This window comes from Bacillus paranthracis (genome assembly GCF_024296885.1).
GTDB classification, from domain to species: Bacteria; Bacillota; Bacilli; order Bacillales; family Bacillaceae_G; genus Bacillus_A; species Bacillus_A paranthracis.
Map to the genome: position 1 here is coordinate 45,592 of NZ_CP101136.1, position 26,834 is coordinate 72,425.

Annotated in this window: 34 protein-coding genes; 11 read left to right on the forward strand and 23 right to left on the reverse strand. The window is 32.6% G+C overall.

What is annotated here, in order from left to right:
* The first annotated feature begins 133 nt into the window (after window positions 1-133).
* The 5 genes from NLJ82_RS27310 (at window position 134) to NLJ82_RS27330 (ending at window position 2,262) form a co-directional block, all read left to right on the forward strand.
* A complete protein-coding gene (locus tag NLJ82_RS27310) occupies window positions 134-778 on the forward strand; it encodes a thermonuclease family protein (RefSeq protein ID WP_000708141.1) in 645 nt (214 codons plus the stop codon).
* Window positions 779-811: 33 nt separating this feature from the next.
* Window positions 812-1,012 carry a hypothetical protein gene (locus tag NLJ82_RS27315; RefSeq protein WP_001014120.1) on the forward strand — a complete coding sequence of 67 codons (201 nt, stop codon included), beginning with the start codon at window positions 812-814 and terminating at the stop codon, window positions 1,010-1,012.
* 76 nt (window positions 1,013-1,088) lie between these two features.
* Complete coding sequence (locus tag NLJ82_RS27320) at window positions 1,089-1,376, forward strand: hypothetical protein (protein ID WP_000078380.1); 288 nt, start codon at window positions 1,089-1,091, stop codon at window positions 1,374-1,376.
* 76 nt (window positions 1,377-1,452) lie between these two features.
* Entirely contained in the window at window positions 1,453-1,872 is a 420-nt protein-coding gene (locus NLJ82_RS27325) for a disulfide oxidoreductase (protein ID WP_000454806.1), read from the forward strand.
* A gap of 96 nt (window positions 1,873-1,968) precedes the next feature.
* Window positions 1,969-2,262 carry an ArsR/SmtB family transcription factor gene (locus tag NLJ82_RS27330; RefSeq protein ID WP_000207870.1) on the forward strand — a complete coding sequence of 98 codons (294 nt, stop codon included), beginning with the start codon at window positions 1,969-1,971 and terminating at the stop codon, window positions 2,260-2,262.
* A gap of 305 nt (window positions 2,263-2,567) precedes the next feature.
* Here NLJ82_RS27330 and hfq read toward each other — a convergent pair whose 3' ends face one another.
* The 3 genes from hfq to NLJ82_RS27345 all read right to left on the reverse strand — a co-directional run bounded on the left by hfq (window position 2,568) and on the right by NLJ82_RS27345 (window position 4,160).
* Window positions 2,568-2,753, reverse strand: coding sequence for an RNA chaperone Hfq (gene hfq / locus NLJ82_RS27335; RefSeq protein ID WP_000557400.1), 186 nt, complete (start codon window positions 2,751-2,753; stop codon window positions 2,568-2,570).
* A 175-nt stretch (window positions 2,754-2,928) separates the two neighbouring features.
* Window positions 2,929-3,069 (reverse strand): hypothetical protein, encoded by a 141-nt coding sequence (locus NLJ82_RS27340; protein WP_001233271.1) that lies wholly within the window; start codon window positions 3,067-3,069, stop codon window positions 2,929-2,931.
* Window positions 3,066-4,160: a Rap family tetratricopeptide repeat protein gene (locus tag NLJ82_RS27345; protein ID WP_000561969.1), complete on the reverse strand. Its 1,095-nt coding sequence runs from the start codon at window positions 4,158-4,160 to the stop codon at window positions 3,066-3,068. The genes NLJ82_RS27340 and NLJ82_RS27345 overlap by 4 nt, the downstream gene beginning before the upstream one ends.
* 347 nt (window positions 4,161-4,507) lie before the next feature.
* Here NLJ82_RS27345 and NLJ82_RS27350 point away from each other — a divergent pair, with 347 nt between their 5' ends.
* Both NLJ82_RS27350 and NLJ82_RS27355 read left to right on the forward strand, forming a co-directional pair.
* Complete coding sequence (locus tag NLJ82_RS27350; protein WP_000549611.1) at window positions 4,508-4,903, forward strand: hypothetical protein; 396 nt, start codon at window positions 4,508-4,510, stop codon at window positions 4,901-4,903.
* A gap of 176 nt (window positions 4,904-5,079) precedes the next feature.
* On the forward strand, window positions 5,080-5,406 hold the full coding sequence (locus NLJ82_RS27355; RefSeq protein WP_000749219.1) for a hypothetical protein: 327 nt from the start codon (window positions 5,080-5,082) through the stop codon (window positions 5,404-5,406).
* Window positions 5,407-5,477: 71 nt separating this feature from the next.
* Here the strand turns inward: NLJ82_RS27355 and xerS are convergent, their stop codons facing one another.
* The 15 genes from xerS to arsL form a co-directional block, all read right to left on the reverse strand.
* Window positions 5,478-6,563: a tyrosine recombinase XerS gene (gene xerS / locus NLJ82_RS27360; protein WP_000066152.1), complete on the reverse strand. Its 1,086-nt coding sequence runs from the start codon at window positions 6,561-6,563 to the stop codon at window positions 5,478-5,480.
* A gap of 27 nt (window positions 6,564-6,590) precedes the next feature.
* Window positions 6,591-7,676, reverse strand: a complete 1,086-nt coding sequence (locus tag NLJ82_RS27365) for a PD-(D/E)XK nuclease family protein (protein WP_002073815.1) — start codon at window positions 7,674-7,676, stop codon at window positions 6,591-6,593.
* A 187-nt stretch (window positions 7,677-7,863) separates the two neighbouring features.
* Window positions 7,864-8,268: a hypothetical protein gene (locus NLJ82_RS27370; protein ID WP_000701128.1), complete on the reverse strand. Its 405-nt coding sequence runs from the start codon at window positions 8,266-8,268 to the stop codon at window positions 7,864-7,866.
* Between the two features lie 343 nt (window positions 8,269-8,611).
* Window positions 8,612-9,037, reverse strand: coding sequence for a protein-tyrosine phosphatase family protein (locus NLJ82_RS27375; RefSeq protein ID WP_000186246.1), 426 nt, complete (start codon window positions 9,035-9,037; stop codon window positions 8,612-8,614).
* A 26-nt stretch (window positions 9,038-9,063) separates the two neighbouring features.
* Window positions 9,064-9,345, reverse strand: a complete 282-nt coding sequence (locus NLJ82_RS27380) for a HesB/IscA family protein (RefSeq protein ID WP_001027741.1) — start codon at window positions 9,343-9,345, stop codon at window positions 9,064-9,066.
* 38 nt (window positions 9,346-9,383) lie between these two features.
* Complete coding sequence (gene arsA, locus NLJ82_RS27385) at window positions 9,384-11,144, reverse strand: arsenical pump-driving ATPase (protein WP_000183539.1); 1,761 nt, start codon at window positions 11,142-11,144, stop codon at window positions 9,384-9,386.
* An 18-nt stretch (window positions 11,145-11,162) separates the two neighbouring features.
* A complete protein-coding gene (gene arsD, locus NLJ82_RS27390; RefSeq protein ID WP_000717835.1) occupies window positions 11,163-11,522 on the reverse strand; it encodes an arsenite efflux transporter metallochaperone ArsD in 360 nt (119 codons plus the stop codon).
* 64 nt (window positions 11,523-11,586) lie between these two features.
* Window positions 11,587-11,991, reverse strand: coding sequence for an arsenate reductase (thioredoxin) (gene arsC, locus NLJ82_RS27395; protein WP_000428327.1), 405 nt, complete (start codon window positions 11,989-11,991; stop codon window positions 11,587-11,589).
* Window positions 11,992-12,017: 26 nt separating this feature from the next.
* Window positions 12,018-13,073, reverse strand: coding sequence for an ACR3 family arsenite efflux transporter (gene arsB / locus NLJ82_RS27400; protein ID WP_000072358.1), 1,056 nt, complete (start codon window positions 13,071-13,073; stop codon window positions 12,018-12,020).
* A gap of 29 nt (window positions 13,074-13,102) precedes the next feature.
* Entirely contained in the window at window positions 13,103-13,450 is a 348-nt protein-coding gene (locus tag NLJ82_RS27405) for an ArsR/SmtB family transcription factor (RefSeq protein ID WP_001188007.1), read from the reverse strand.
* Window positions 13,451-13,933: 483 nt separating this feature from the next.
* Window positions 13,934-14,437: a GNAT family N-acetyltransferase gene (locus NLJ82_RS27410; protein ID WP_002019979.1), complete on the reverse strand. Its 504-nt coding sequence runs from the start codon at window positions 14,435-14,437 to the stop codon at window positions 13,934-13,936.
* Window positions 14,438-14,515: 78 nt separating this feature from the next.
* Window positions 14,516-14,896 carry an ArsD-related vicinal cysteine protein VcpD gene (gene vcpD / locus NLJ82_RS27415; protein WP_001038621.1) on the reverse strand — a complete coding sequence of 127 codons (381 nt, stop codon included), beginning with the start codon at window positions 14,894-14,896 and terminating at the stop codon, window positions 14,516-14,518.
* A 13-nt stretch (window positions 14,897-14,909) separates the two neighbouring features.
* Window positions 14,910-16,019 (reverse strand): GTP-binding protein, encoded by a 1,110-nt coding sequence (locus NLJ82_RS27420; RefSeq protein ID WP_000100984.1) that lies wholly within the window; start codon window positions 16,017-16,019, stop codon window positions 14,910-14,912.
* Between the two features lie 19 nt (window positions 16,020-16,038).
* Window positions 16,039-16,761, reverse strand: a complete 723-nt coding sequence (locus NLJ82_RS27425) for an MIP/aquaporin family protein (protein WP_001205149.1) — start codon at window positions 16,759-16,761, stop codon at window positions 16,039-16,041.
* A 16-nt stretch (window positions 16,762-16,777) separates the two neighbouring features.
* Window positions 16,778-18,052: an arsinothricin biosynthesis radical SAM protein ArsL gene (arsL, locus tag NLJ82_RS27430; RefSeq protein WP_001023736.1), complete on the reverse strand. Its 1,275-nt coding sequence runs from the start codon at window positions 18,050-18,052 to the stop codon at window positions 16,778-16,780.
* Window positions 18,053-18,431: 379 nt separating this feature from the next.
* On the opposite strand from arsL, the gene NLJ82_RS27435 reads away from it, so the two are divergent.
* The gene (locus NLJ82_RS27435) at window positions 18,432-19,697 is read left to right on the forward strand and encodes a tetratricopeptide repeat protein (RefSeq protein WP_000901453.1); all 1,266 of its coding nucleotides are present in this window, start codon (window positions 18,432-18,434) and stop codon (window positions 19,695-19,697) included.
* A 95-nt stretch (window positions 19,698-19,792) separates the two neighbouring features.
* Here NLJ82_RS27435 and NLJ82_RS27440 read toward each other — a convergent pair whose 3' ends face one another.
* From NLJ82_RS27440 to NLJ82_RS27455, 4 genes are all read right to left on the reverse strand, one after another.
* Window positions 19,793-20,935: an inorganic phosphate transporter gene (locus tag NLJ82_RS27440; protein ID WP_000665209.1), complete on the reverse strand. Its 1,143-nt coding sequence runs from the start codon at window positions 20,933-20,935 to the stop codon at window positions 19,793-19,795.
* Between the two features lie 150 nt (window positions 20,936-21,085).
* Window positions 21,086-21,379, reverse strand: coding sequence for an ArsR/SmtB family transcription factor (locus NLJ82_RS27445; protein WP_000930885.1), 294 nt, complete (start codon window positions 21,377-21,379; stop codon window positions 21,086-21,088).
* A 6-nt stretch (window positions 21,380-21,385) separates the two neighbouring features.
* A complete protein-coding gene (locus NLJ82_RS27450; RefSeq protein ID WP_001064922.1) occupies window positions 21,386-22,609 on the reverse strand; it encodes an ATP-grasp domain-containing protein in 1,224 nt (407 codons plus the stop codon).
* Window positions 22,610-22,620: 11 nt separating this feature from the next.
* Window positions 22,621-22,914, reverse strand: a complete 294-nt coding sequence (locus NLJ82_RS27455; RefSeq protein ID WP_000880520.1) for a carboxymuconolactone decarboxylase family protein — start codon at window positions 22,912-22,914, stop codon at window positions 22,621-22,623.
* Window positions 22,915-23,138: 224 nt separating this feature from the next.
* On the opposite strand from NLJ82_RS27455, the gene NLJ82_RS27460 reads away from it, so the two are divergent.
* The 3 genes from NLJ82_RS27460 (at window position 23,139) to NLJ82_RS27470 (ending at window position 24,730) form a co-directional block, all read left to right on the forward strand.
* Window positions 23,139-23,594: a MarR family winged helix-turn-helix transcriptional regulator gene (locus NLJ82_RS27460; RefSeq protein ID WP_000129743.1), complete on the forward strand. Its 456-nt coding sequence runs from the start codon at window positions 23,139-23,141 to the stop codon at window positions 23,592-23,594.
* Window positions 23,595-23,671: 77 nt separating this feature from the next.
* Window positions 23,672-24,574, forward strand: a complete 903-nt coding sequence (locus NLJ82_RS27465; RefSeq protein ID WP_000005252.1) for a permease — start codon at window positions 23,672-23,674, stop codon at window positions 24,572-24,574.
* A 15-nt stretch (window positions 24,575-24,589) separates the two neighbouring features.
* The gene (locus NLJ82_RS27470; protein WP_000523765.1) at window positions 24,590-24,730 is read left to right on the forward strand and encodes a hypothetical protein; all 141 of its coding nucleotides are present in this window, start codon (window positions 24,590-24,592) and stop codon (window positions 24,728-24,730) included.
* A 548-nt stretch (window positions 24,731-25,278) separates the two neighbouring features.
* Here NLJ82_RS27470 and NLJ82_RS27475 read toward each other — a convergent pair.
* A complete protein-coding gene (locus tag NLJ82_RS27475) occupies window positions 25,279-26,805 on the reverse strand; it encodes a hypothetical protein (protein WP_001010919.1) in 1,527 nt (508 codons plus the stop codon).
* Between the last annotated feature and the right edge of the window lie 29 nt (window positions 26,806-26,834).

A 26,834-nucleotide genomic window follows, 5' to 3' on the forward strand; every position in this document is an offset into this window, starting at 1 on the left:
GTAACAAAATACTTCTAAAACTATCTTGCAAAAGGACACACCTACGCATATATATGCCATAGGTGTGTCCTTTTTTATTTGTTTTTGAGATGCAGCTATTTACGAATTTTGATTAGGAGGAAGAAATTTCGATATGAAAATATGGATTAAGGCTATTTGTTTAACATCATTCGTACTTCAAATGGCAGCATGTAGCAATTCGACACAAATAAATAATGAATCAAGACCTGCCCAAGCAGTACAAAACGGGATACAACAGCACATGGAAGGGAAAGGTATTGTTGATGTTCCAGAAGCTTATAAGGGAAAAATAAAAGACTTAGAGACTGTTAAAGGGAAGGTATTACATATAAAGGACGGAGATACGATAGACGTGAACGTAAAGAGGCAGAAACAGACGGTACGGTTACTGTTATTGGATACTCCTGAGTCTGTATCTCAAAAAATCCCACCACAAAAGATGGGAAAAGAAGCCTCTTCCTTTTTAAAGAAACAACTAGAAGGGAAAAGTGTAACTTTGGTTTATGATCGGGGACAAAAAGAAGACAAATACGGTAGGAAATTGGCTTATGTATTTTGTAACGGAATACATATTAATGAATTAATGGTCAAGTCTGGTTATGGGATTATAGCCTATATCTCTAGACTTAATACTACATTTCTACCTGAAATGCTAGAAGCAGAAAAAGAAGCAAAAGAATTAAAGGCTGGTGTGTGGGGCATTAAAGGATTTGTAGATGAAAAGAATCGGCATTATAACCGTAATGATGCAGCTTAATATCAATACTTATTCCAAAAGGAGGTTTCTTGAATGAATGGGAACAAAAGAAACATGCTCTTATCTTTTTTTATTTCTACTTTTTTTATTTTTTTGAGTCTATTTCCATTTAGCGGTAATGAATTTGTATATGTTATTGCAAAAATTGGAGCTGCAGCCGGTGTAATAAATATTGTGATGATGAGTGTGGTCTTGTATTTTCAAAGCAAAAAAATGAGACACCTCTTAAATTAATACGGCAAAAACGCTTGTTTTCCTTACTCGTATACAAAAGAAAGGGGTAAGGAAAACCGAAAGGGGCATTTTTTAGATGAGTCAAATTCCAGGGTTTTTGAAGTTCGTTTTAGCAAAGGAAAGACGATATGTATATTTGGCTGTAGCAGAAAAGAAAAACAAACGAGTGAAAACACATATTGTATATAGATTCGGTCCACTAGAAACAGCATTAGAAACTATGTACGGAATGCGTGATGATTTTGAGAATTGCTTTCCACCAGAGTTGAAAGATAAGGGGTATGACTGGGAAGATCTAAATGATTGGATACTATCCATTGAAACCGGTTATTCCAAATACGGAAATAAATTAGTGACATTCTAAATAGATAATTGAGATAATATTGCATCCTTATTATAAAACCTTCAATACAATTAAAATCGTGTGAGGAGAACATAAAATGGAATGGATTCGTAAGTACCACATTGCAATTGCTTGGATGATAGCTACTAGTGCAATGCTAATTAGTTTATTTTTTAGTGAATGGATGAAGCTGCCGCCATGTGATTTATGCTGGTACCAAAGAATGGCCATGTATCCATTAGTATTAATATTGGGGATAGGAATGTATAGAAAAGATCCGCGCGTCAGCATGTATGCATTTCCATTTACGTGTATCGGTTTAATATTATCTGTATATCAAATTACAATACAAGCATTTCCTATTAATGAGATGAAGATTTGTTCAGTAGGAGTTTCATGTACAGAAGATTACTTAAATTTATTCGGTTTCATTTCGATACCTATGCTATCTTTTATTGGATTTTTAGTCATCATAATACTTATATATATTGAATCTGATAGAGAGACAAAAGAATAAACATTATAGTGGTTATGAACAATGTACTCAAGTAAACACAACATACTTAAAAATAGATAATTAAAATAAAACAAAATTATAAAAGGAGAAATTAAAATGACAACTATTCAAGCAAGTAATGAAATGTACAAAATCCCAGAGGCGGATGTAGAATTATTAAAGATTATGGCCCATCCAGTTAGGTTACAAATTGTGAAGGAGCTAGAACACCGCAAAATTTGTAATGTAACACAATTAACAGAGCTATTAGATGTCCCTCAATCAACTGTATCTCAGCACTTATCTAAGATGCGTGGCAAGATTCTCCGCTCGGAAAGAAGAGGGTTAGAGATGTACTATCATATTGCAAATTCCAAAGCATGTCAGATTGTTAGTGTACTAGGTTTATAAATACCTCAAATTAAATAGCGGATTATGAAATTAAAAATAAAATAAGGGCAGCCTAGCATAGCTGCCCTTATTTTATTTGTGATTTTGCATATATTTGTGCGCATTTAGTATAGCAAACATTATTCTTTGCTTTCAACCTTCAATATTTTTTGTTTCTCAATATGTTTAGTATGCTTTTATTTTATAATAAACTTAATTCTTTTTATTTATCTATATTTCCTGGGGTGAATCCTTTTATTAAGGATTCCTTTTTTGTTTTTACCACTTTTTAAATTAAAAAAATTCAATTTTAAGCAGATTTATATTTATAAAGAAACCGTTGAAATAGCTTGTTTATAAAGGAATTGTTGCTTTCCGTTACTGGAGACTAGCACTGAAAATTTATCAACAGCAATAATAATGCCAGGTACTCTTACTCCGTTTATTAAAAATATTGTTACTAGTCTTTGTTCCTCTATTAATTTTTTATAGAAATCTTCTTGTGTATGCATTAATAGTTAATTCCTCTCTTAAAATTTTAAGCTCCCTTTTATGGATGCAAAAGGAACCAGTTACTTTTAATTTCTATATTAAGATTCTGAAATGATTGTATTTTGTAATTTTATAATAGGGATCCCCATATAAAAATAAAAGTCCTCACAATGAAGTGAAGACCCTTGTTTTTTATCATCCGCCAGTATGGCCGTGAGCATATTGTACAATTTTTTCCTCACTAAGCGCTTTCTGTGTATCAGTTGCATGGCTAGAATTCAAAATAAATGTGAATGCAGCTGTAATCCCGATTAAGCTAAAAATTACTTTTCTCATTTTAAAGCCTCCTTCTCAAAGTTTTTTTCTTCGGCTTGATGGCTAAGGTAAAAATAATCACTTGCTTTTGAACGGTTATTCTCTTGATGGAATAAAACTGCTAATTTTTTAGCGTATTCTTGTACGTACTCATGTAGGTTTTCTCTCTCAAAATAAGAGATTCCTGTTTTAATTGTCTTTTCTAATTCGTCAGCGGTTACTTTTTGATTTAACTTTTCTAAAATCCAAAAGTGATGTTCGTACTCTTCATTTTTAAGCTCTTTACAAACTTCTAATCCTTTATCTATAAGGTTAGAAGTTTCCTCTGAATCTCCCATTTCCATATGCTCTCTAGCCTTAATAAAGATTGCTTTATAGTCTTTAGGGAGTTCTTGTATTACTTCAGATAAGTATCGTATTGCTAGTTCAGATAAATTTTGGCCAGCATACATTAATCCTAAGTTGTGACGAACAAACGTAATAAATTTTTCTTCACCTGATTTTTTAAATGTATTAATAGCTGTAATAAAGTGTTCTTCAGCTTCTTCAAATTGTTTTAAGTGTGTACAAGCTAAACCAATTAAATTATCACATAACGCAATAGTAGCCTCATATCCTGCATGCTTTTTAAAAATCTCTTTTGCCTTAGTTGCTTCTTTGATAGCCGCCAATGGCTTATAGATATGATAATGGAAAGTGGATAGTTTGAAATAAAATTCTCCATGTTCAACTTCATCCGGGATATGGTTTAATAGTTCTTCAGCTTTGTTGTAATGTTCTTTCGCACTTGTAAAGTTACCTGTAATATTTGAATGAATAGCTTTAAAGAAATGGTAGTAGTACGATAAAAACTGATCTGCAGGCACCTCTAATGATTCAACCTTATCAAAACTGTCTTTTCCAATGCTTAAACTATCAACCATATATTGATGACGAAAATCTAAAAGAGAATAGTATAAAAGCAGGTTTTGGTCCTCTTCAATATTGTGTATTTTTTGATCAATTTCAACTTTTAATTTATGCGCCTTTCCAATATGTCTGGCACGAATCTCTATATACCAGTCATTTAACATTTTTGTGATTTGCTCATTACCCTTTATCGAAGCAATCATTATATATTCCCCCATCCTATAGAGTATCCTATTTATTACCATCATAGCAGAAAAGCAGGATATATTATGTAATTTTAATTTATTTATCAATAAAATTCTGAAAAAAAAGTTAATTCACTCATCGCTCAAAAAACAACAATAAACTTCATTAAGTTTATTGTTGTTTTTCGTATATATAAAATATATAATTTATATATATATTATTCTAAAATTAATACTCTGAAAGGGGGAGTGCCGAGATGAATATTAATAAGCTATAAGTGAAGAAGAAGGAATTCAACTCAGTAAAGAAAGAATTGTAGAAGTAAGAGAGAAGTGATTTTCATAACTGGGAAGGGATAAATATAATGCATAAATCTAATGAAAAAACCAATGCAAATGTTATAGTGTGTTTTTTTATAACTATTATTACGATTATAATTGTGTGGTTTATTTTTCCGGCAATACAGTCAGCTATGACAGAATATGAAATTGAAGAAGAGACAGTAAAAAAAGGAAGGTTAGTACAGGCGAAGGTTATCGATAAAAAATTTATTGAAGGCGATCCTGGAAATCCTCTTATGGGTGATACAGGTTCTCCAGACAAACATCTTATTACATTATATACGAATGAAAAGATGCGAATTATAGACGTGAAAAGTGATGTTTTTAACCAAATTGATGTAGGTAATGAAATAAAGGCTTATGAATATAAAGAACGCATAACAATAGAACAAGAAAAGAGAAAAAGTGGTTGGGATTAAGGGCAACTGCTCCAAGTGAATATGAAAATTTCACCTTTATTTAGTTAAGGGGGGATAGAAAAATTGAACGGTGATTTTTCGTGATTACATATATAATACATAATATAATGATATAATGTATTATATAAAAACCTAATACGTTTAGTTTACATAAATTGAAATGGGGTTGAACAAGAATGAAAAAGAGTTTACTTGAAAAGATTTTAAGTGCATTATCAAATAATATACCCGCTAAGGGGCTTTCAAATTACTTATACCAACAAATTCAACAGTTAACATCACAAAAGGATATTGAAGCCTTTTCAGCTAATTTACAAGAACGAGTCAAGAATATTGAGTCAGCATCTCAATTCGAATTAGTGAATTTAGGCACAGCACTATATGCAGCGTTCTCAGCTGATAGAGAGTATAAAAAAGGTTGGATCGTAGATGCTTATTGGGAAGTGTATAATAAATGTAATTCAGCCAATCAAGCTGTATTAACTGGTGTTTCAGGCTGGTAAGTTTTTTTATCACTGAGTAATAAATTCAACAGTATAAAAACAGGATACTTCTTTAAGGAAGTATCCTGTTTTTATTCAAATTGTCTTTTTTCTAATCGATCAATGGCTTCGCGTTTCTTCTCGTTATTAATATTAGTATAAATACTAGTAACTTCAACAGAGGTATGGCCAAGTTGATCGCGTAATAATACTAGATCCTTATTTTCTTTATAATGATTTGTAGCATAGGTATGTCGTAGTTTATGAGGACTGCGTTTTTCATCAAATGCACTTGTATATTTATCTACTAAATTTTGTATGGCACGGACAGAAAGCTGGGTGTATTTTCCTTGGTACCTTGTTACAAACATAATTTCTTCTTCTGGAGGACAACCATACCTTTCTTGGCGTACTTTCAAATACTCTTGTACATCATCTAGACTGGATTGAGTAGCAAGTATGGATGATTTTTTATTCCCTTTACGAATCACTTTGATAGTTTTTTGGCGGAAATTAACGCTAGATAGGCTAAGACTTGCTAATTCTGATACACGTAGCCCTGTACCTAAAATAAGGCTAATTAAGGCAATATCACGTTCTTTGTCACGTAAAAAGTAATTGTATTTACGAGTAGAAGTTTCTTTCAGAATAAATTCATAATCGTTTGCTAGAAAGCGCAGGAATGCAGCATCATCATTATTATTAAATATCATATTCGCTACATCATCTGCTCTTGCTGCAGCATCTATTTTTTCTTTATGTAATTCTATTTTATCCATTACATTTCGTGAAAGATAGCTATTCCCATATTCATCTTCAGTTTTTTGTGAAAGGTATTTAAAAAGAGATTTTAAAGCCGAAAAGGTCCTGTTAATTGCTTTGATTTCAATACCTTCACTCTTAAGGTACATATGAAATCGATTCACTTCATTTAAAGGTAGGCTTTCTAACAATTCAATTGGAATTTCATGTATTTCAGTTGCGACATTTCCATTTATGACCGCTATTCGTTTCTCAATCATCCATTTAAAAAACTTTTCAAATTCTGTTATATATCCATATAAAGTAGCAGGGGAGAGCATTGCTTTCATTTCTATATATTCTACTACATACCAGGGCATATTTTTTTTGTGCTTTTCGACAAGTGATTTAAAGCGTTCTTTTTCTTTGTTACTCATTTTATACACCTCTAATACTTTGGAGTATTATACTGATTTACTTTTGGGAAATTCCCAATTAGATTTTTTTAATTCGGGATGAATTTTTTGAATAATTAATTCTGCTTTCATCATTATCTCTTCAAAACTCTCCGTTAAAAAGTCAAACTTCCATTTATATAGGGAGTTATATACTCTAGGTATTGATTGCCTACGAGCAATATTTCCCTTAATTTGGGGATTTTTAGATACTATTGAAATAATATTTGATTTTAATTGATGTAATTCTTGACTTGAAAGATACCCTTCCGTTGGTAATTTAACTTTTAAAATAAGATCTTGATAATTAAATTCCCAATAGAATGTTATTTTTTTATTAGAAATGGTTTTATCTAACCATCCTGGTTCCCAATTCATAATTGGATTATTATTACCACTGTAAATATTCCAGGCTATTTCGTTTTTTGAATTGGATTTTAGATGTTTGTAAAGGTAATAAAAAGCAGTGAAATGCGTACGATACCCGTTCTTGCGCCAAGAATCTTTATCTTTAATATTAGTTAAAGTAGGAAGTAAGTTCTTAATGGTTTTACCTTTTTTTAACTCGACTTGCAAAGAGTCCATCCAATCCCTGTATATATAGTGCTCACTATCAATGTTATTAAAGGCAGACATGATATCATTTAAGCAAAAAGTATTAAAGTGCTTATGTTTTGGAATCTGACAAATTTGAGAAGATCCAAACAGGAAAAGAATAAATATAGCATCTTCGCTGCTGTGAAAACCATCGTAGGTTGCAGTAAGTTGGTCTTTTTTGGCTATAGTGTCAACTTTCATTTCGATTACTATATATTTTAGGTCACCATTATTTAGTGTTATTTCAATAACAAGATCCACTCTTTTTCCACTTCCGATAGAAAATTCGGGTTTACACTCTATAAAATCAATATCCGAACTTTTGAAAGGGGGGAGGATGCCACACATTTTATATAAATTGCGAAGCACATTTGATTTTTCGTTGTGATCAATCAATTCATTGCTTGAGTCTAACAACCATTTTATAGCACCTGTATGAACTTTTTCAAACTGATACCCTACAATATCTACAAAATTAGATCTCACAGTAAAAAACATCCTTTCATAGTGGGAAATTTGATTATATACGAAGAATAAAAAAACAGCTATCTATTCTTCACGTTAAATACAATTTTAACGAACAAATGTTCTTGTCGTTTTGAAATCATATTCTATTTACTAATTCGCTTGAAAATTTCATTATGGATGATTCATACGTCATTCATACTATAACATTTACAAACTATTATTTAGTGTTGGGAAAGTAGGACTCTGTACTATAAGGCACTCTTGTATTCATTACCTGATAAATGGTTAACTGATCAGCTAATATTTGTTTTTCACTGGCATGGTATTCTTTAAATACTTGTAGTAAATTGAAGTAGACGGGTGTTTCTTCATAATATAATTCATTGTATGCTTCAATAAGATCTTCGAAATTATACTTCAAACCTTTACTGAAACATACTTTTTCATGTTTAAAACGAGGTTCCTCAAAGTAATCTTTTATTTCATTCCAAGCTGTCTCAATGTCTTTTCCGTCTCGTATTCTAGGAATCATTAAACCACAGAATAGTTGTACAAATGTTTCTGCTTGCAAATATCTTTTTTCTACTTTTTTTGTTTTTTCTTTCATAAAAGGAATTTTCATATTAATTCTCCTCAACTTATAATAAATGACAATAACATCATAACATATAAATAAGACAATACCAACTGTTCGTTAAATCGGAATTTAACGAACAGTTGGTATTTTGTTCATCCTCCCTCCCCTTTCTTAAATTATTGTACAAAGACATGAAACTCTAAACTAATTAGACAAGAAAGTCTAAACTATCATTTGGGGAACTTAGTTGGGACAAGAAAGTCTAAACTAAAATTTTTTAGATTTATATAATATCCATTAAACATAATGTTAAACCAAATTAATTTGAAAGAATATAATTTATTAAAGAAAAATCCCCAAAAATATGAATTTTTAGGGATTAGATATATTATACGTATAAACGGTTTAACACTTGTTTCATTTCTGGCTTGATACTAATGCTTGAACGGATTTCTTTTGCTTTTTGTTCAGCTTCTTCCACATTAGATGCATGCCCTAATTCTACTAACAACCCTGTAGCAACTGTACCTGTACGATTACGTCCACCAGAACAATGGAAAAATACTTTTTTATCTTGTTCAACAGCTTCCTTGACCGCCGCAATTGCATTTCTTACTGATTCATCTTGCCCTTCAACACCTTCTACGATTGGATAAGCATGACGTTTAGTCCCAGACGGAAACCCTTCTGGTTCTTCTCCACCAGCACGTAAATCAAACACCTCTGTAATCCCGTGCTTGTTTACTGCGTCTTGTATAGCGTCTACTCCACCAATATATACTTTTCCTTTTACTAATTCGTGATAGTTAGTCATGTTTGTTAATCTCCTTCAATTATTAGTTAGCAGCAGTTAGATCCGCCACTGATAACCAGTCCTGCGCCTTGTTGATCCTCTACATAGTCTAAAGTTAAAGTATTAACAATTTCAGCTACTTTTGGATCCATAGCGACTTGAACACCATTTACTGTTTCTGTGATATCACTTTCTTCTGCTTCGCCTAAATTAATACCGTAACTAGGGCCACAGCATCCAGCACCCTCAAATGTAAAACGTAATGTTGAAACACCGTTTTCTTTCATGGCATTTTCAATAAATTCTTTTGCTTTATCTGTAATATTCATTATTATTTCTCCCCTTCACAGTAACTAATTAAAATGTTTTATTTTACTAACTCTTTAAGTTTCTCATATCCTACAATATCTTCCGATTGCCAAGGGATAATAACACAGTTATTTTGTGATTCCTTTTGCACTTCTTGAATCCACTGTATTTCGGACTGTGCTCTTCCTCTTAACACAAAGTCACTTGTATGTGTTGCGTAAAAACTTTGATTGATAACCCACCATTTCGGAGTAATATCCGCACGTTTTAAATCTTCTTGTAGACGGCTTGCTTCATGAACTGGTGTTGCTTCTGCAAGTGTTACAATTACAACGCTTGTTTCTTCTGGATTACGCAAACGTGGTAATAAGTTTTTCACAGACTGTGGTACTTCACCCGTAGAACGTGCAATTTCCTTATGATACGTTTGTGCTGCATCTAGTAACAATAATGTATGACCTGTTGGTGCTGTATCAATTACTACAATTTCATCATTAGCTCTTTCAACAATATCGGCCAAAGCACGAAAGACTGCAATTTCTTCCGTACAAGGAGAACGTAAGTCCTCTTCGAGATACGCTAAACCTTCTTCATCAACTGTATCTTTTGCTTGCTCTATGACTTCCTTACGATAGTTTTCAACTTCTACTTTTGGATCAATTCGGCTTACCGTAATATTCCCTTGTTCTCCATGCATGACATAATCAATATGTGCTGCGGGGTCAGTTGTAGTTAGGTGTACATGGTGCCCTTTTTCAGCCAGACCAACTGCAATTGCTGAAGCTACTGTAGTCTTTCCGACACCACCTTTTCCCATTGTAAAAATTACTCGTTTTCCTGATTCTGAAAGATTAGTAATCAATGTCTGAAGTGAAGGGATAGAGACGGTATTTGCTTCCTCATCTGAAATCAAGAGATTTTCCATTGGTTGAACCAGTTTTCTCATATTCTCTATTCCAGTAACATTAAACGGTACTAATGGAATTTCATAAGTAGGAAGATTTTTTAATTCTTCTGCCATGTTTTCTAACGCGCGTGATTGTCTCTTAAACAGTGCATTTGAGACATTATCATTTTGCATATAGTCTTTCAAAATCCCATTTACAAGTAGAAATTGATTACTAACACCAATTTCTTTTAATTCATGAGCTGCTCGTTCTGCTTCTTGTAATGGAGAACTATCCGGTCGTGTAACAAGCATTAACATCGTTTGGTTTGGATTAGATAGTGCCTGAACCGTTTGATTATACAACTCTTTTTTATCACCAAGTCCTGCTAATGGCCCTAAACAAGAAGCCCCATGAGTACTTTCTTCCAGGAAACCACTCCAAGCCGTAGGAAGTTGAAGAAGACGTAACGTATGACCTGTTGGTGCTGTATCAAATATAATGTGATCGAATTTTGATGTTAATTCTTTATTTGTAAGTAACGTAGAGAATTCATCAAATGCAGCCATTTCTACTGTGCAAGCACCAGATAACTGCTCTTCCATCGTTGCAATAACAGCATCAGGAAGCTTTCCACGATATGGACCAACAACACGTTCTTTATATTCATGAGCAGCAGTTTCAGGATCTAAGTTTGCTACTTGTAGATTTGGAACACTTGGAATTTCTTTCGGTTTATTCGTAAGTTCTATTTCGAACACATCTTGTAAATTAGAAGCTGGGTCAGTACTTATTAATAAAACTTTCTTCCCCATATCAGCTAACGTAATAGCTGTTGCACATGCAGTAGATGTTTTTCCTACCCCGCCTTTACCAGTAAAGAACAAAAATGGTGTGAATGCTATTGTGTTTGGGTTATATAAGTTTGTCATTGCCTTTCACTTCTTTCTCTATTTTTTCACGTTTAGCTTTAAACGTACGACTGGCTTTTGACTCAACTCTTCTTCTGTTATATCTGTTAATTGTGTAAGTTCTTCATTTGTCAGGTGACTTTTTTCTTTTACTACTTTTCCATCCACCAAAGTTACAGGTAACACGTCTGGTCCTTTATCTGTTAATAGTTGACTGATAACACCATTATTGGCAAATGCGTCTGGTTCACTTGCTAAATTATAACGAGTCACATCAATTCCTTTATTCTTCAAGTTGTTCACAGCAACTGAAATACGAATTAACTCTGGATCAACACTTGGACCGCAAACTCCAGTAGAACAACACATTGCAGGATCAAAAATTTCAATTTTTTTCATCTCTGATTTCTCCCCTTCTTTATAAAAAAGCCGAGAAAGAATTCTCGGCCTATTTTGTTTTCAATTATTCTCCTGTTTCAGCATACTTTTTAATGCGTGCGCCAATTTCATCACGAACTCTTTGGAATACAGACCATTCTTGACCCGCTGGATCATCAAATCCCCAGTGAACTCGTTTTACATGAGGTGGTGTTGTTGGACATACGTCATTTGCATGACCACAAAGTGTTACAACTAAATCTGCTTTATCTAAAATGTCACGATCGATGATATCCGATGTTTGATCCGTAATATCAATGTCTACTTCTTTCATTGCTTTAATTGCATTCGGATTTACTCCGTGTGCCTCAATGCCAGCAGAAAGTACATTCCATTTGTCACCTAAGTATTTTTTACCCCAAGCTTCTGCCATTTGGCTACGACATGAGTTTCCTGTGCATAAGAAGTAAATTGTTTTTTTGTTTTCCATGATAATTCCACCTTTATTATGAATAATTATTTTGGTTGTGTTTGAAAGTATTTACGCTGAAACCAAAGTGCTACATTTACAAGCGCTATCATAACTGGAACCTCGACTAAAGGTCCGATAACTGCTGCAAATGCTGCACCTGACTGAATTCCAAATACACCTACAGCTACCGCAATTGCTAATTCAAAATTATTACTTCCAGCTGTAAACGCTAATGTTGTTGATACACCGTAACTTGCACCGATTTTTTTGCCCATAAAGAAAGAGACAAAGAACATGATTACAAAATAAATGAGTAATGGAATTGCAATGCGTACAACATCAAATGGTACGCTAACAATCACTTCTCCTTTTAGAGAGAACATCACAATGATTGTAAATAGTAATGCGATTAAAGTGATTGGACTAATCTTTGGAATGAATACTTTTTCATACCATTCTCGCCCTTTCGTTTTTACAAAAATCAAGCGTGTTAGCATTCCTGCGATGAATGGAATTCCTAGATATATAAACACTGATTTTGCAACCTCTGCCATAGTTATATCTACAACAGCACCTTCAATTCCTAACCATTCTGGAATAACTGTTACAAATACATAAGCATATACTGAGAAAAATAACATTTGGAATACAGAGTTAAATGCTACTAATCCTGCCGCATATTCTGTATCACCTTTTGCTAAGTCATTCCAAACGATTACCATCGCTATACAACGAGCCAAACCTATCATAATTAAGCCCACCATATATTCTGGTTTATCCGGTAAGAATATAACAGCTAAAGCAAACATCAGAACAGGACCAATAATCCAGTTTTGTACCAACGATAATACTAATACTTTTACATCTTTAAAAACTCGCCCCATCTCTTCGTAGCGAACTTTCGCGAGTGGAGGATACATCATTAAAATTAATCCAATGGCAAGTGGAATAGAAGTAGTTCCTACCTGTAAGCTATTCATTCCCTCAACAAAACCAGGGGATAGATATCCAACTCCAATTCCAACAGCCATTGCAAGGAAAATCCAAAGAGTTAAATACCTATCTAAAAATGACAGTCGCTTTTTCCCCGTGTTGCTCATTCTTCTCACTTCCCTTTCCTATTGTCACACTAACATTTACATCGAAGGGTTGGATTACACTTTTCAATTTGTTGAATGTTTTCTTTCTGATCAGGTACATGCTGCAAAATATCTTTAATAATTGGATAAAAACTACTTTCCTCATTTAAAGAATAGTAAATCCATTGTCCCTGCCGTTCTTCCTTTAATAATCCAATATCTTTTAATTTTCGAAGATGTTGGCTTATAGATGGTTGGCTCATATCAAATACTACTTGAAGTTCACATACACAACATTTACGCTCATTTAAAATTGCAATGGTTGTTAGTCTTGTTTTATCTCCAAGTAGCTTCAAAACACCTGATACTTGAGCTAACTCTACAACTGTTTGTTGCATCGCAATCCCTCCTTTCAAATAATTATATAAGCATACACTTATATGTTAGGTAAAAAAATAAATCCTTATGCAGTTATTCAAAATAAATATTAAATCATGACTGAATTCGATATAAGTATATAACTAATTACTTATATGTTTCAAGTAATATAACTGATTTCTAGAAAAAATTATTGCTTCTAGGGATTTAATGCGAATGTTTTATTTAAACAACACCTATAAAGAAAAATATGAGGTTTCTCTTATTTTGTAATCAATTCATCAATCTTACTTATTTCTTTATATGCATGCTCGAAGTTTTGAAATGTATAATTCCCATATGCAGTATGATCTCCTCTAAAAATCCTATTAAAAATAATCTCCTTGGCCTCAATAACAGTACACTGCTGAGAATTCATAACTAATCTAAAATAGGATTTAAAGTATTCGACACTAAGCTGGCTTCCATTATTAATAATCATATAATCACCTTATTTCATTTATTTAACGACCTATCTTACCACTTCTTCTCTCCATCAAAATGTTATCTTTCCAAATTCCATTTACCTGCCCTATTTTCTCTCTTACCCCTACAATTCTAAATCCATTCTTTTCATGAATTTTTATGCTTGAAATATTTTCTGCAAAAATATTTGCCTGCAGTGTCCAATAACTATTTTCCTCTGATAAATCTACAAGCTCTTTGAGTAATCTGAATCCAACATTATTCCCTATATAGTTTGGATGAACATATACACTCGTTTCTCCTACACCCACATATGCACATCTTGATGATATTTTACTAACAGAAGCCCATCCAATAATAATTTGATCCACTTTAGCTACAATACATGTCTTAAGATCACGGTTCATTTTCCATTTATACCAATCCGGACATTCTGTCTCAAAAGTAGCTGTTTTAGTTAAAATACCCTTCAAGTAAATATCACTAACCTGAGGCCAATCCTTTTCTGTTAGCTGAACAATACTATACTCCATAACTTTCATCCCTTCTACTATTTTGCTTTGAAATATTATAACTACGTTTTAAGGCCCTTAGTCAATATGCTAAGGACCTTAAAGTAATTATTTATTCAAAACTTTCAAAACGGATTCCATTTGAGGCTTTGTAGCAAAACTCACTAATGTTCCATTCACCACTACCGCCGGTGTAACGTAACGCAATACAGAATCTTCACTAATATTCCCAAAGCCACGCTCTTGGATTAACTGACTTAATTTCTTTTGAGCTAATACGCGATCCATTGACAATTCATAGTTATACAAATGAACATTAACCAGTTTATCGAAGTGTTCTTTTAATTGTTCCTTTAATTCTAAACTTTCTTCAAAAAATTGATTGCTCTCTTCGCAGCAACCCTCTTCTGAATTATTATCACTGTCACAACAGTCAGTTTGGTTAGTAACAACGCTAGGAAAAATCTCTATTAAATCATTTTTATTCATAGTCATATCCCCCTTAAACTGTCTCATATAAACGATGTACTGGCTTAGGTGGTAATGGACTAAAACATTCATTGTATGTTTCACTCCAATTACTACCTAACTCTTTATTAATAGCACCGATAGAATCTGCTACAACTAAGTTAAGGATAGCAGGAGTTGCCTCAATACGAATATTTAATACGATTCTAAATTCTTTTCCTTCTTTTACATTTTCAACTGTAAATGTAGGTGCATCACCTGTTTGAACCATACTAGCTTTTACATAGCCACCTTCAAATCCTACATGTACTTTTAAATGAGCGATAGCCATTTTTTCACGGATAAAGTGCTTATTAAGATTATCCAACAATTTTTCAGCCCATTCACGAGGGTTTATATCTTGCTCTGCTTTGATATCTCCTAAAATATTCATCCAAGCTAACTGCGCTTCACCCTCAGCATACAGTTCATAGTCAATATCTAAAACCTTATCTCCGCCTAAATCAGTCGTCAGCCATGTATGAGTTAAAGCTTCTAAGTTATCTCCTCTTTCAGCAGAAAAAGTTTGAATGATAGTTTGCGGGTACCTCTGTTGTAAATATGCTTTCAGTTTAGCAATCTCCTCTTCAGAATAGCGGTCTACTTTATTTAAGGCAATAATATCAGCTTCAGCTAATTGCTTTTCAAAAATATAACTAACTGATTGAGAGAAGAACGGTTTCGTATTTTCATCAAGATTAAGCTCATGTAGCAACCTTGCTGGCTCTACTACAATAGTTAATGGTGCTGTCTTAAACTTATCTGCATAATACTGTTTTAACGGTTGAATAACAGTGGCAGCAAGATCCGTACAGCTTCCAACAGCCTCTGCAATAATTACATCTGGTTGTTTTTCTTTCATTAAAGTATTTAAGTTATTGTATAAGTCATCGAATTGACAGCAAAAGCAGCCTCCTGTCACCTCTTTAGACTCTAATCCATTTGCACGAGCTAATTCAGTATCGATTAACTCTTTCCCTTGGTCATTTGTTACAATTGCAACTCTATAACCTTCCTTTTCTAACTTTAACGCTGATTTAATCATAGTCGTAGTCTTACCCGCTCCTAAAAATCCTCCTAATAAAACAAGTCTTGCTGTAGACATTTATCGTTCCCCCTATTTTCTATTGTTCATGTATAAATTTATAGACTATTGCTGCTAATAACGCTCCTAACGTTGTTGCAACTAGGTATATCCATAAGTACTCAAACGTACCAGAGATTAAAGCAGGTCCAAAAGATCTTGCTGGATTCATTGATGCACCGCTAATTGGTCCACCAAACATTGCTTCAAGTGCTACAGTTGAACCTATGGCAACCCCAGCAAAGGATTTTGTTGCTTTTCCATGTGTAGCTGAAGCAAAAATAACCATCATTAATATAAATGTTAATACAAATTCAAGAATGAAACTTTGTGTCCAGGATTGACTTGGCAATGTTGCACCCAAATTCGCAATGTCCCCAAATATGGAAAGTAAAAATAAACTAGCGAATGAAGCACCAATCATTTGAATTAAAATATATAAGATAGCTTCTCTTCTAGAAATTTCTTTAGCCGATAATAACGCAATTGTCACAGCTGGGTTAAAATGAGCACCTGATATATGACCAAACGAATAGATTAATGCAAGAACTACTAACCCGAAAGTGATTGCTACACCTATGTGCGTTAAACTTTGAGTTATAGAATTAACAATAATTGCGCCCGTTCCCGCAAAAACTAGTGTGAATGTTCCGATAAATTCAGCTAATAATTTCCTTTTTAATTCCTTTGAATACGCAATTTCACGAAAAGAGTCTAATTTGACAGTGGTAACATAAGAACTCGCGACTGATTTATCTCTCATACAAGTTCACATCTCACTAACATTTTAAACAACATCTTTTAAAGATTCCTTCCTCCGGTGGAGTCAACATTTCAAAATATAACTCGTCAATCTTTGAATCTGGATGTTTCCAGTCGTAATGGAACTCATATTCTGTTAACTCTAAGTCTTGAATAGATTGTTTACGCAATAACGGAGACCCTTTATATAGATAAAGTCTTGTTTCATATTGAATTGGATCAATAATATTCCCTAACTCATTGTCTTCTACAAATGATCTAAATGTTGTTAAATCCTCAAAAGTTGTCCAAGGATTGAACATAATAAAAGTAGGATTTAATTTAATATCTATTTCTCTTAAATATGCAATTCCTTGTTCAATATCAGCGACAGAAGTATCTTTTGCTACCGCATCTAAAACCTCTTCTGAAGGGAATTCTAGAGCTGAAGTAATAAATTTAACTCCTAGTTCTTTCATTTCAGCAAGTGTCTTCTTGTTCTCAAGAATGTGATCTACACGAGTTGTAAAATCGTAAGTTAATTCTGGAAATTCTTCGTGTAGCTTTCTTAAAATCTTAATGCCATGATATTTAGCATTAAAGAAATCGGCATCAATAAAAGTTAAATGCGTCATGCCGCCCTCTACTAAGTTTCGAACATCTTGCAAAACAATTTCTTCTGGAACTAAAATAACTTTTCCATCATAAGCGGCAAATACTGAGCAGTATAAACATTTATGATGACACCCTCTTGCAATTTCAGTAGATCCAACCACTTGATCAGATCCAAGTAAACGATTGATTTGTTTTTGTGGATATTTATGTAATGCTGGAAGTAAATGTCTTGAAGGAATATCTAGATGATTGCGTGCCATATATGGATGAACTGATTCTCCTTTAATCGCTTGTTCTGCACTTAAAACTCCAGGTAGGCTCTCTTGCGTTTCTCCTGATAAATGTTTAGCTAACAAAGTTAGAGGATGTTCCCATTCCCCACTTATACAAGAATCACTGTAACGACCCGCAAGTCGATTTGCATTTATAGTTGCATGCTGCCCAAAGAAAGTTATATGAGCATCAGGATTTATCTCAGCTACTTTTTTCGCCACTTCAATTCCTGCTGTAACAGCATCAAATAATGGAACAGAAATAGCAACCAATTGTTTGTCTTTAAATTTCTCTTCAACTAAACCTTCTACATATGTATCTAGGATTTCTACATTAAAGCCCGCTTTAACCAGTGGTGTAGCAGCTGTTGCAATTGTGTTGGGCTGAAATCCTCCTTCAAAATTAGAAACCAATAAGATATTCAACTTCTTTCCCCCTATTTCATACTTCAACAATTTCAATATCATTTGTTATACATAATCAACCAATAACACAGTACGTAAGTTTCTTGTAACGTTAACTTACGGCCATACTGGATCAATTAAAAACACTACAGTTGCTGCAAAAAGAACTACTTTCATCCCAAATAATTGAACTTTTGTTTTCATAAATTATTTCCCCCTGTTATTAACCTTTTTAACATTTTTATAAAATTAGTTTTTTGTTACTAACTTTAACTAAATCATAATTCAACAGGTAATCATTGTCAATACATTATTAACATTTATTTTACATTTACTTTTTGTTCAAAATTGTTAATAATAGTGAGTAAGTAGTAAAACACAATATGATTGGAGTTATAATATGTTAGGTCAACGTATCAAAGAGCTAAGAAAACAAAAAAAACTAACTCAAGAGAAGTTAGCCGATGGTATTATTACACGTAGTTATTTAAGTCAAATAGAAAAGGGATTAATTCAACCTTCTTATGAAGTATTAGAGGCTTTAAGCAATAAATTAAACTGTTCTGTAGAGGATTTCTTCGATGTTGTGGAAAACAAAGAATTAACACTCTCTCAAATAAAAAAAGATATTAAGGCAGCAGAAAACCACACTACAGCAAATCTATGGGATAAAGTTAAGAACTTTATTGAGCAAAAGAACTATTTTAATCACCCAGATGTGAATAAGTATGACGAAGGAATTTTGAATTGGATACACGGTAAATATTACGAGCATATTCATGATTTCAATCACGCTATTCCATACTTTACAAAAAGCATTTCCTTATTAAAAGAGGGTAACTATGTAAATGAACTTGTTAGATCGTTAGATTCTCTAGGATACTTATATAGTAGAATTAACAATCACGAAACAGCTCTCTCTACACTGAATAGAGCTTATAAAATAATAATTCATGAACAAATTAGTGGAATTCTACGTGTTTCTTTACTTGCTAATTTAGGTATTGTTCATGGTCGGTTAAGCGAATATTATTCAGCAATTAACTTCTTAGAAGAAGCAATTGAACAAAACGAACAAACACGAACTCATTATAAAGCAGGCGAAATCTATATGGCACTTGGTATTTGTAATATGGAACTCCAACGCTTCGATCAAGCTAAAAAAGCAAATGAAAAAGCTCTTAAATTTTTCAAGCTAAATGAAAACAAACTTTATGAAGCAGGAACATACACGAATCTTGGTATTCTTTCTTCTTATAAAAAAGAGTTTCATCAAGCTCAGTTATCATTTAAAACAGCTCTTAATCTTTATACTCAAAACAATGCAAAACCTAATGAAATTATGAACGTACAGGTCGAATTAGCTAAAAGTTATTTCGCTCAAAAAGATTATGAATCAGCAAAATCAATTTGCTTCGACACGATTGAAACTAAATCGAAGAATAAACATAAAGCACAAGCTTATGAATTGCTGGGCGACATTTATCTTGAAGAATCTAATGAAGAATTAGCACTAAAGTATTATATGGAGGCAAAAGAAATTGCCGAGTTTATATCGCCAAATAATAAACAAGTTTGTAGACAAATTTGCAAAAAAATTGGAGATTGTTATGTTGTATTGAAAGACTTCGAGAAATCTGCCTATTACTACCAAGAGTGTTTCTAAGTAAAAAAAGAACAGTGAATTCATATTGAATTCACTGTTTTTTATTTAAATGCTAACTAATAAAAAATATAAATTTATATAACTTTATAGATAAATTAAATGATTGCTTTTAAAAGATAATATACAATTACCGCTATAATACCAGCCCCTGGCAGAGTCACTATCCACGACAAAATAATATCTCTAATTACAGACCAATTAATCGTTTTTGCTCCTTGCTTCATACCTGCTCCAATGATAGCAGAAGTACTTACATGTGTTGTTGATACTGGTAACCCTAATTGACTAGAAGACATTACTAAGCAAGTTGTCGTTATTACAGAAGATAAAGAACTATTTTCATCAAGTTTTGTTACTTTACGTGCTAATAAATTTGTTACAGCTAGTCCCTTCACAAGACTACCAATACTCATTGCAACAGTAACTAAAAGGAATAAGGATAGGTGTGATTCATCTCCACCCTCTTGAAATCCATTTAATGTTGCTACGAGTAACGCGATTGCTACTATTTTAGGAGTATCATTAACAGATCGTACAAAACAAATAAGTCCACTAGATAACCAAGCAATACCCTTTCCAGCTTGAGGATTAATATGAATTTTATTAACAAATAGATTAAGTATCCAGGCTACTCCAAGACCTAATACAGGACTCAAAAGTAAAGGCAATACAATTTTGCTCACTAAATTCCCCCATAAAACACTGGATACACCATGAGATATACAAGCTACCAAAATTACTGCTCCTATAATTGCGTGGGTTGTTGATACTGGTAATGAAAATTTAGTAGCTAGTGCCACCCATAAAGTTGCCCCAATAGCCATGGCCAATGCCATAGTAGCTGAAAGTTGATAAGAAGAGTTCATTAATCCCTCTGTAAATAGCTTTAATATTTTTGACGCGAAGAAAACCGAAAGTCCTCCTCCTATTGCAGTCATTATAGAACCATATAATAGTGCTGTCTTTTCCGTAGCAATTTCAGCAGCTACAAGAGGTGCAACACCTTTCGAAACATCATTACCACCGTTCTCTACGGCTAACCACGCTACAATACTTAAACCAATAAAACTCATAAATGAATAACTTGGAAAAATACCCAAAGCATAAAATGCCATTGTAATTACACACGCCAGTACCAATCCTGTCAAAGGATTGGATGTAAAATTAAACTTCTTATTTATTACCGTTTCCTGTCCAGAACTAACTTCAATAGGTTGTTGATACACACTTTCTTTCATAAACCCCATCATCCTTAATATATATTTAGTTTTAATATCCCTTCTATCCATCACCCAAGTTCCAATATGCTATATATTTTCATGTTGTCTCCCCTTACAAACATAAAACTTTCTCTTGATCAACATATTGGAGGAAAAGAACAATGAAATTCATTTTGATTCCACTGCTCTTTTAATTAACATTTCATAAACCGCTGGAGAAACTAACTTCTTGATTTCTTCATGATTTACTTCATAAAAAGACCATTGCGCTTGATTATGTTTTGTTATGATTTTGCTACTCAACAACAGCTTTAAATGATAAGACATCTTAGATTGAGGCATCTTAAAAATTTCTTGTAAATCGGAAACACACAATCGATTATTTTGTGAAATTTCATAAAGAATCTTGAGTCTGGTTTCATCCGCCAGTGCCTTGAATTTTATTACATTGTCATTAAGCATCCTAAACTACATCTCCACTAATTCACTAATAGCTAATTCAAAGCACTCATTCAACGAATCAGCTATCTTTTTTGAACTTTCTTTTTTATTACCATCAACAATATAATAACCGATACGATCAAAGTTACTAGTTGTTTTATTTACTCTTTCCCCTTTATTTACATACCAGTGTATTTCTTTAATAGATTCTGCTCTAAAGTTTTCATTGAAAGATATGTAACCTTCTTTATCAGCAATTAAAAAGCGAATTGAAGAAGAAGGAACTAATTCTTTGTTGCAACAACTATTTTTAATAGGTAAACCTAGGTTAATTCTTAATGCTATTCTACGTAAATCTATTCCTGTCACATACTCTACAAGATCAGTTATTCTATCTCCTCCAGGTCTAGCATTAACCTCAATAACCTTAGGTCCGTCACTTGTCACTTTTACTTCAGTATGAGTTACCCCAAAGTCAACACCTATAACATCTAAAGCATTTATTACAGTCTCGTGAATAGATGTTTCTATATCTTCCTCAAGAACTGCTGGGAAGTTATGTCCCACCTCCACAGACAGGGGAAAAGGAGTTACTACCTTTTCAGTAACACCTACTATAGTAGTTTTTCCATCTATAGTATAAGATTCAATGCTATATTCTGGCCCATCTAAATATTCTTCTACAATTGCTTCAGGATCTAGAGTTTGTCCCACTAGATTTAATTTTGAGTTACTAATTACATCCACAGCTTGTTTAACTTCATTGTAATCTTTACAAAGATATACGTTCTTACTTCCCGAATCATTAGAAGGTTTGACAATTACCGGGAAAGAAAAGCCTTCTAATTTTTCATTCAAGTTATCAAGTTTCCTAATAAGAATAAATTTCACAGAACTTACATTTGAATTATTTAACTTTTTACGAGCTAATTTCTTATTCCGACAAGTAATTGCCGTTTCATAGGATAAGAATGAATTAATCTCTAAAATTTCACCAACTTTTGCGGCAAGTGGAATACGATATTCGTTTAATGTGTAAACGCCTACTACATTGTATTTCTCACTTAACTCCTTACATTTTCCCACAACAATTTCTTCATCATTTAGATCAATTTCTACTGGTACTTCAACACTGAACATTTCATCAAAGGAAATATTCTTTCTTATCAAAATAACGCCATAACCTAATTCTTTTACTAAATCAACTTCATTATCTCGAGGACTAATAACAAGAACATACTGGTTATTCATATTGCTCCTCCTTATTCACAGCAAGTCGATGTTGGTTTTGTTTCTACTTTGATATCAAGTAGGCTTCTTGTTTTTTCTGCACTTACTGCAATAGCAATCGCATTTACATGACCAAGTTCTTCTTTTGTAAATCCAATTTGTCTCGCTTGTAACACAGCACTTTTCAGTAACTTTTCATTACCTGTTACAGTAGCTGCTGTAAGAATAGCTACAACTTTTTCTTTATCAGTCAGAACTCCCCCCTCAATAACCTCATTGAAAAACCCTTCAAATTTCTCATTTAATTTTTCGTTTAATGCTAACATTATATTTCTCCTTTTCATTAACATTTTTAACTTTTTTTAAAAATGTATTATTTTGTTAACTAAATAATACCTATGTTATTAACATCAGTCAACAAAAATTCAGAAAAATAAAAATGATAAAAAAGTAAATACGTGTTGACAATGTGATTAGTTGTATTTTACAATCAATTTAGAAACAGTTGCAGAATACAACTAATTGATAACTTTAGAAAAGTGGTGGAAGTATGACTGATATCTTAGGTTATAAAAAAGAAGCTTATCAACTTCGTCAAATGCTTCAAATTTTAATTAGAAGGTTTGGTTTATTAGAAAAAGAAGGCGCACAATGTTGTGGGGTTTCTCTTATACAAAGTCATATCTTATTTGAAGTACAACGTCAGAAAAATCCTTCTTTAAATGAATTAGCTTCTTCATTAGGATTAGATAATAGTACATTAAGTCGTCACATTCAGGGGCTTGTAAATAAGGATCTTGTAGAAAGAACACAATCTCCTACAGATCGAAGATATTTATCTATTACCTTAACTCCTGAAGGTGAGAAATACGAAAATGAAATTGGAAAGCAAATGAACACATATATCGAAGAAATACTATCAAATGTTCCAAAAGAAAAACGTATGCAGGTATTAGAAAGTATTGATTTAATATTGGAGGCTATGCAAAGAAGTAGTTGCTGCTAAAGCCTCCTTCTTCTAAAATCTATAGTTGCAAAATACAACTATTGAAAATAACAATTATATATTAAGGAGGGATTTATATGTCAGAAACATTGACAAGAATATTTTTTGAATTTTTATCATTAAGTAAGAACTTATTAGTTTTATTTATCGGTATTACACTTTTTATTAACTTCATTCAAGCTTATGTACCTTTTGACAAACTTGAAAAATTAATGGGCAGCAAAAATCCATTTATCGGGAATCTATCCGGAGCCATCCTTGGCTTTGTTACCCCTTTTTGCTCTTGCTCTACAGTCCCATTACTTGTCACAATGATAAATCGAAACATTCCGTTTCAAACAGTAATGACATTCTTATTTACTTCTCCACTACTTGATCCTTGGATTTTAGGATTGATGGCTTACATATATGGAGTAAAAATAACAGCAATCTACACAGTAGCTACCTTCTTCTTCTCAATGATTATTGGCTGGATCTTAGATAAACGTGATTATAAGAAATATGTAAAAAAAGTTATGGTTAAAGGGAATCTTGCTGAACAAGATTTAGCAAGAAGAAAGAGTTTAGCCTTAAACATAAAAGAATCTGTTAGAGAAACTGTTGAATTAATGCGTTCTGTAATCCTTTATGTTCTAATCGGAGCATTAATTGGAGCAATTATTAAAGAAGCTGTTCCAATGAATTTCCTAATGTTCATTTCAGATCAAAATCAATGGTGGGTTGTTCCGGTTGCAGCTATCGTGGGGGTGCCATTATATATTCGTCTCTCAACAATGCTACCTATCGCACAAGCGTTACTTATTAAAGGATTTCCGATTGCGCCAACTATGGCTTTACTAATTGGAGGAGCTGGAGCAAGTCTTCCAGAAATTATTATGCTGAAGAGTATCTTCCACAAGAAATTACTTGGTGCATTCATTGTCTCTGTGTTTACAATGGCCACTTTCTCTGGCTATTTATTCTTAATACTAAATTTATAATGGAGGATGATAACTATGGGTTTACTATCAATTTTTAAAAGGGACAAAAAAGAAAAGGATTGCTGTAACATTGAAATTATTGAAATAAAAGATGAGCAAAGTGAGAAAGAAAGTTGCTGCTCTAAGAATACTGAAAAAGAAGATAAAAATTCATAATATCTATTATTACCCTAAATCGGCTAAATCTTCATACGAAGGGATGGGATCAAATTGATCAATGAATATGAGTTTTTAATGTTCGCTAAACAGAAGCAAGAAAAAGAAAGAACTCAGTCAAAAACTTTGGAGTCTAGTTCAACTAGTTCTTATAAAAATAAGGTTATTAATCTATTTGAGAGACGAAGAAATAGCCGAAAATTAAAACCTTGTTGTGTAGAATGTTGCTAAGTAGTAAGTATTAACTATTCACATGAGATACTAACAAAATAGGTATAACAAAGCACCCTGACATTTGAGTTAGGGTGTTTTGTTTTATTTAGGGGATACTGACAGTAACAAACGGGAGGATTGCAGTAGCTAAATCCCAAGAACGATATTTAGGACGGCCACAACTAAATTGATCCATTTTAATACCAAAACAAAATATACATTGATGAAATCCATTCAAAATGGAGTGGCACCTTTATATAAAAAATACATCACTATTTAATATTACTGATTAGTTCAAATAATGATCTTTAGTTATTAATGCCTTTATCGCTAGATTAAGGGTAACAGGTTAGTTTTTTGTCTATATCCATTACAAGACTCTCCATATAATTAGAACGGCCGCTCGGAAAATAGAAGTGGATGCTTTCGTTCTTCTCTAAAGGGATTTTTATAAGATACACAGGAATATCTGCATTTGGATATAAGAGCTCAAACTCCTTTGGATGATGCATTACTTCTAACCATTTAATGTAACGCTCAATTAATAGATATGATGTAATTCTGTTAACAACATAGCTTATAGTACTAAGATTATATTTTAATAAATTAAATCCCCCTTCTCCATTAATAGCAGGTTCTTGCTGAAAAGTGTTTAATATTTCTTTTAAATGAATCATAAAAGGGCCTTTTGGAAAAATACTAAATTTATCATTAAGAAATCTAAAATCAGACAAGCTTGGAATTTGAGCTTGGTTTAAAATTCTTGGATATATTCTTCTTCCTTCACATTCAGATTTCCATAATATAAATGCATAAGCATGTAGGCAGATAGGGCCATCTTGATATGTATCATCAAAATTTCTTATACACTTTTTATGTATATTAATTATTTTATTTTGGATATATCTACTGATTGATTTATATATAATTCTGGTTTGTTTGTAAATTTCAAAGAAGATGCTTTCAGTGGGACATTTTTCTTTTAATTTAAAGTTATGTGTACGATAAGGGAAAATTTGATTATAACTTGCGCTTAAATGATGATAATTATCTTTGATTTGAAAAATATTTTCATTAGAGTAGATATTCATTACTTGAGAGTTATCTATTTTGTTTTCTGTAAAAGCACTGATTAGCAGTTGAGGAATCTCTTTTAAATGCTGAGTCGTATTTTTCTTATCAAATTTAGAATTGTTTTTGTAGTTATAAAAAGGGTAACTTAAATGGTACATATTAATTATATGTTTAGGTAATGCTTTCCATGTATTAACCAAATTACTTTGAACGATTAATTCTTTTTTCCATGAAGAAAAAATGCCCCTTATATTCTTTGAACTTAAAAAATAGTGACCGCAAATACAATTGTATGCATCTATATTTTCTTTGTTTATGGAGTATTCTGGCATTGATCGTTTACATTTTGGGCATGTACTTATTAAATTTTGAAGGGGATGAAATAAACAATGATCAAAAAACTTAATTTGATGAAATATACTATGGTAACCCGTATTTAGACAGGCTGGACAATAATTTAAATGCCGATGAAAATTGTAATCCATGTTACTCCTATTGATAGCAAACGGGTAAAGTGATTTATCTAATAAATAATCATGATATTGTTTTAAATTAACCCCTAGAATTTTTCTACTTAATTTGCAATCAACACCGTGGAAATAAATTAAATCCCGGTGATGCCTACCAGCGTTTGAAATCTCTTTGAAGTTCCTAACTTTTTCATTTCCTATTAACTTTAATACGATATTACCGTTAATAGCATTAGCATACTTGAATTTTTCTATTATCCCCCATGGAGACTCGTATTTTTGAATCCACTCAGTAGACCATGCGAATTGAAAGTTCATAACTTATCCTCCATATTAAATTAACGCTA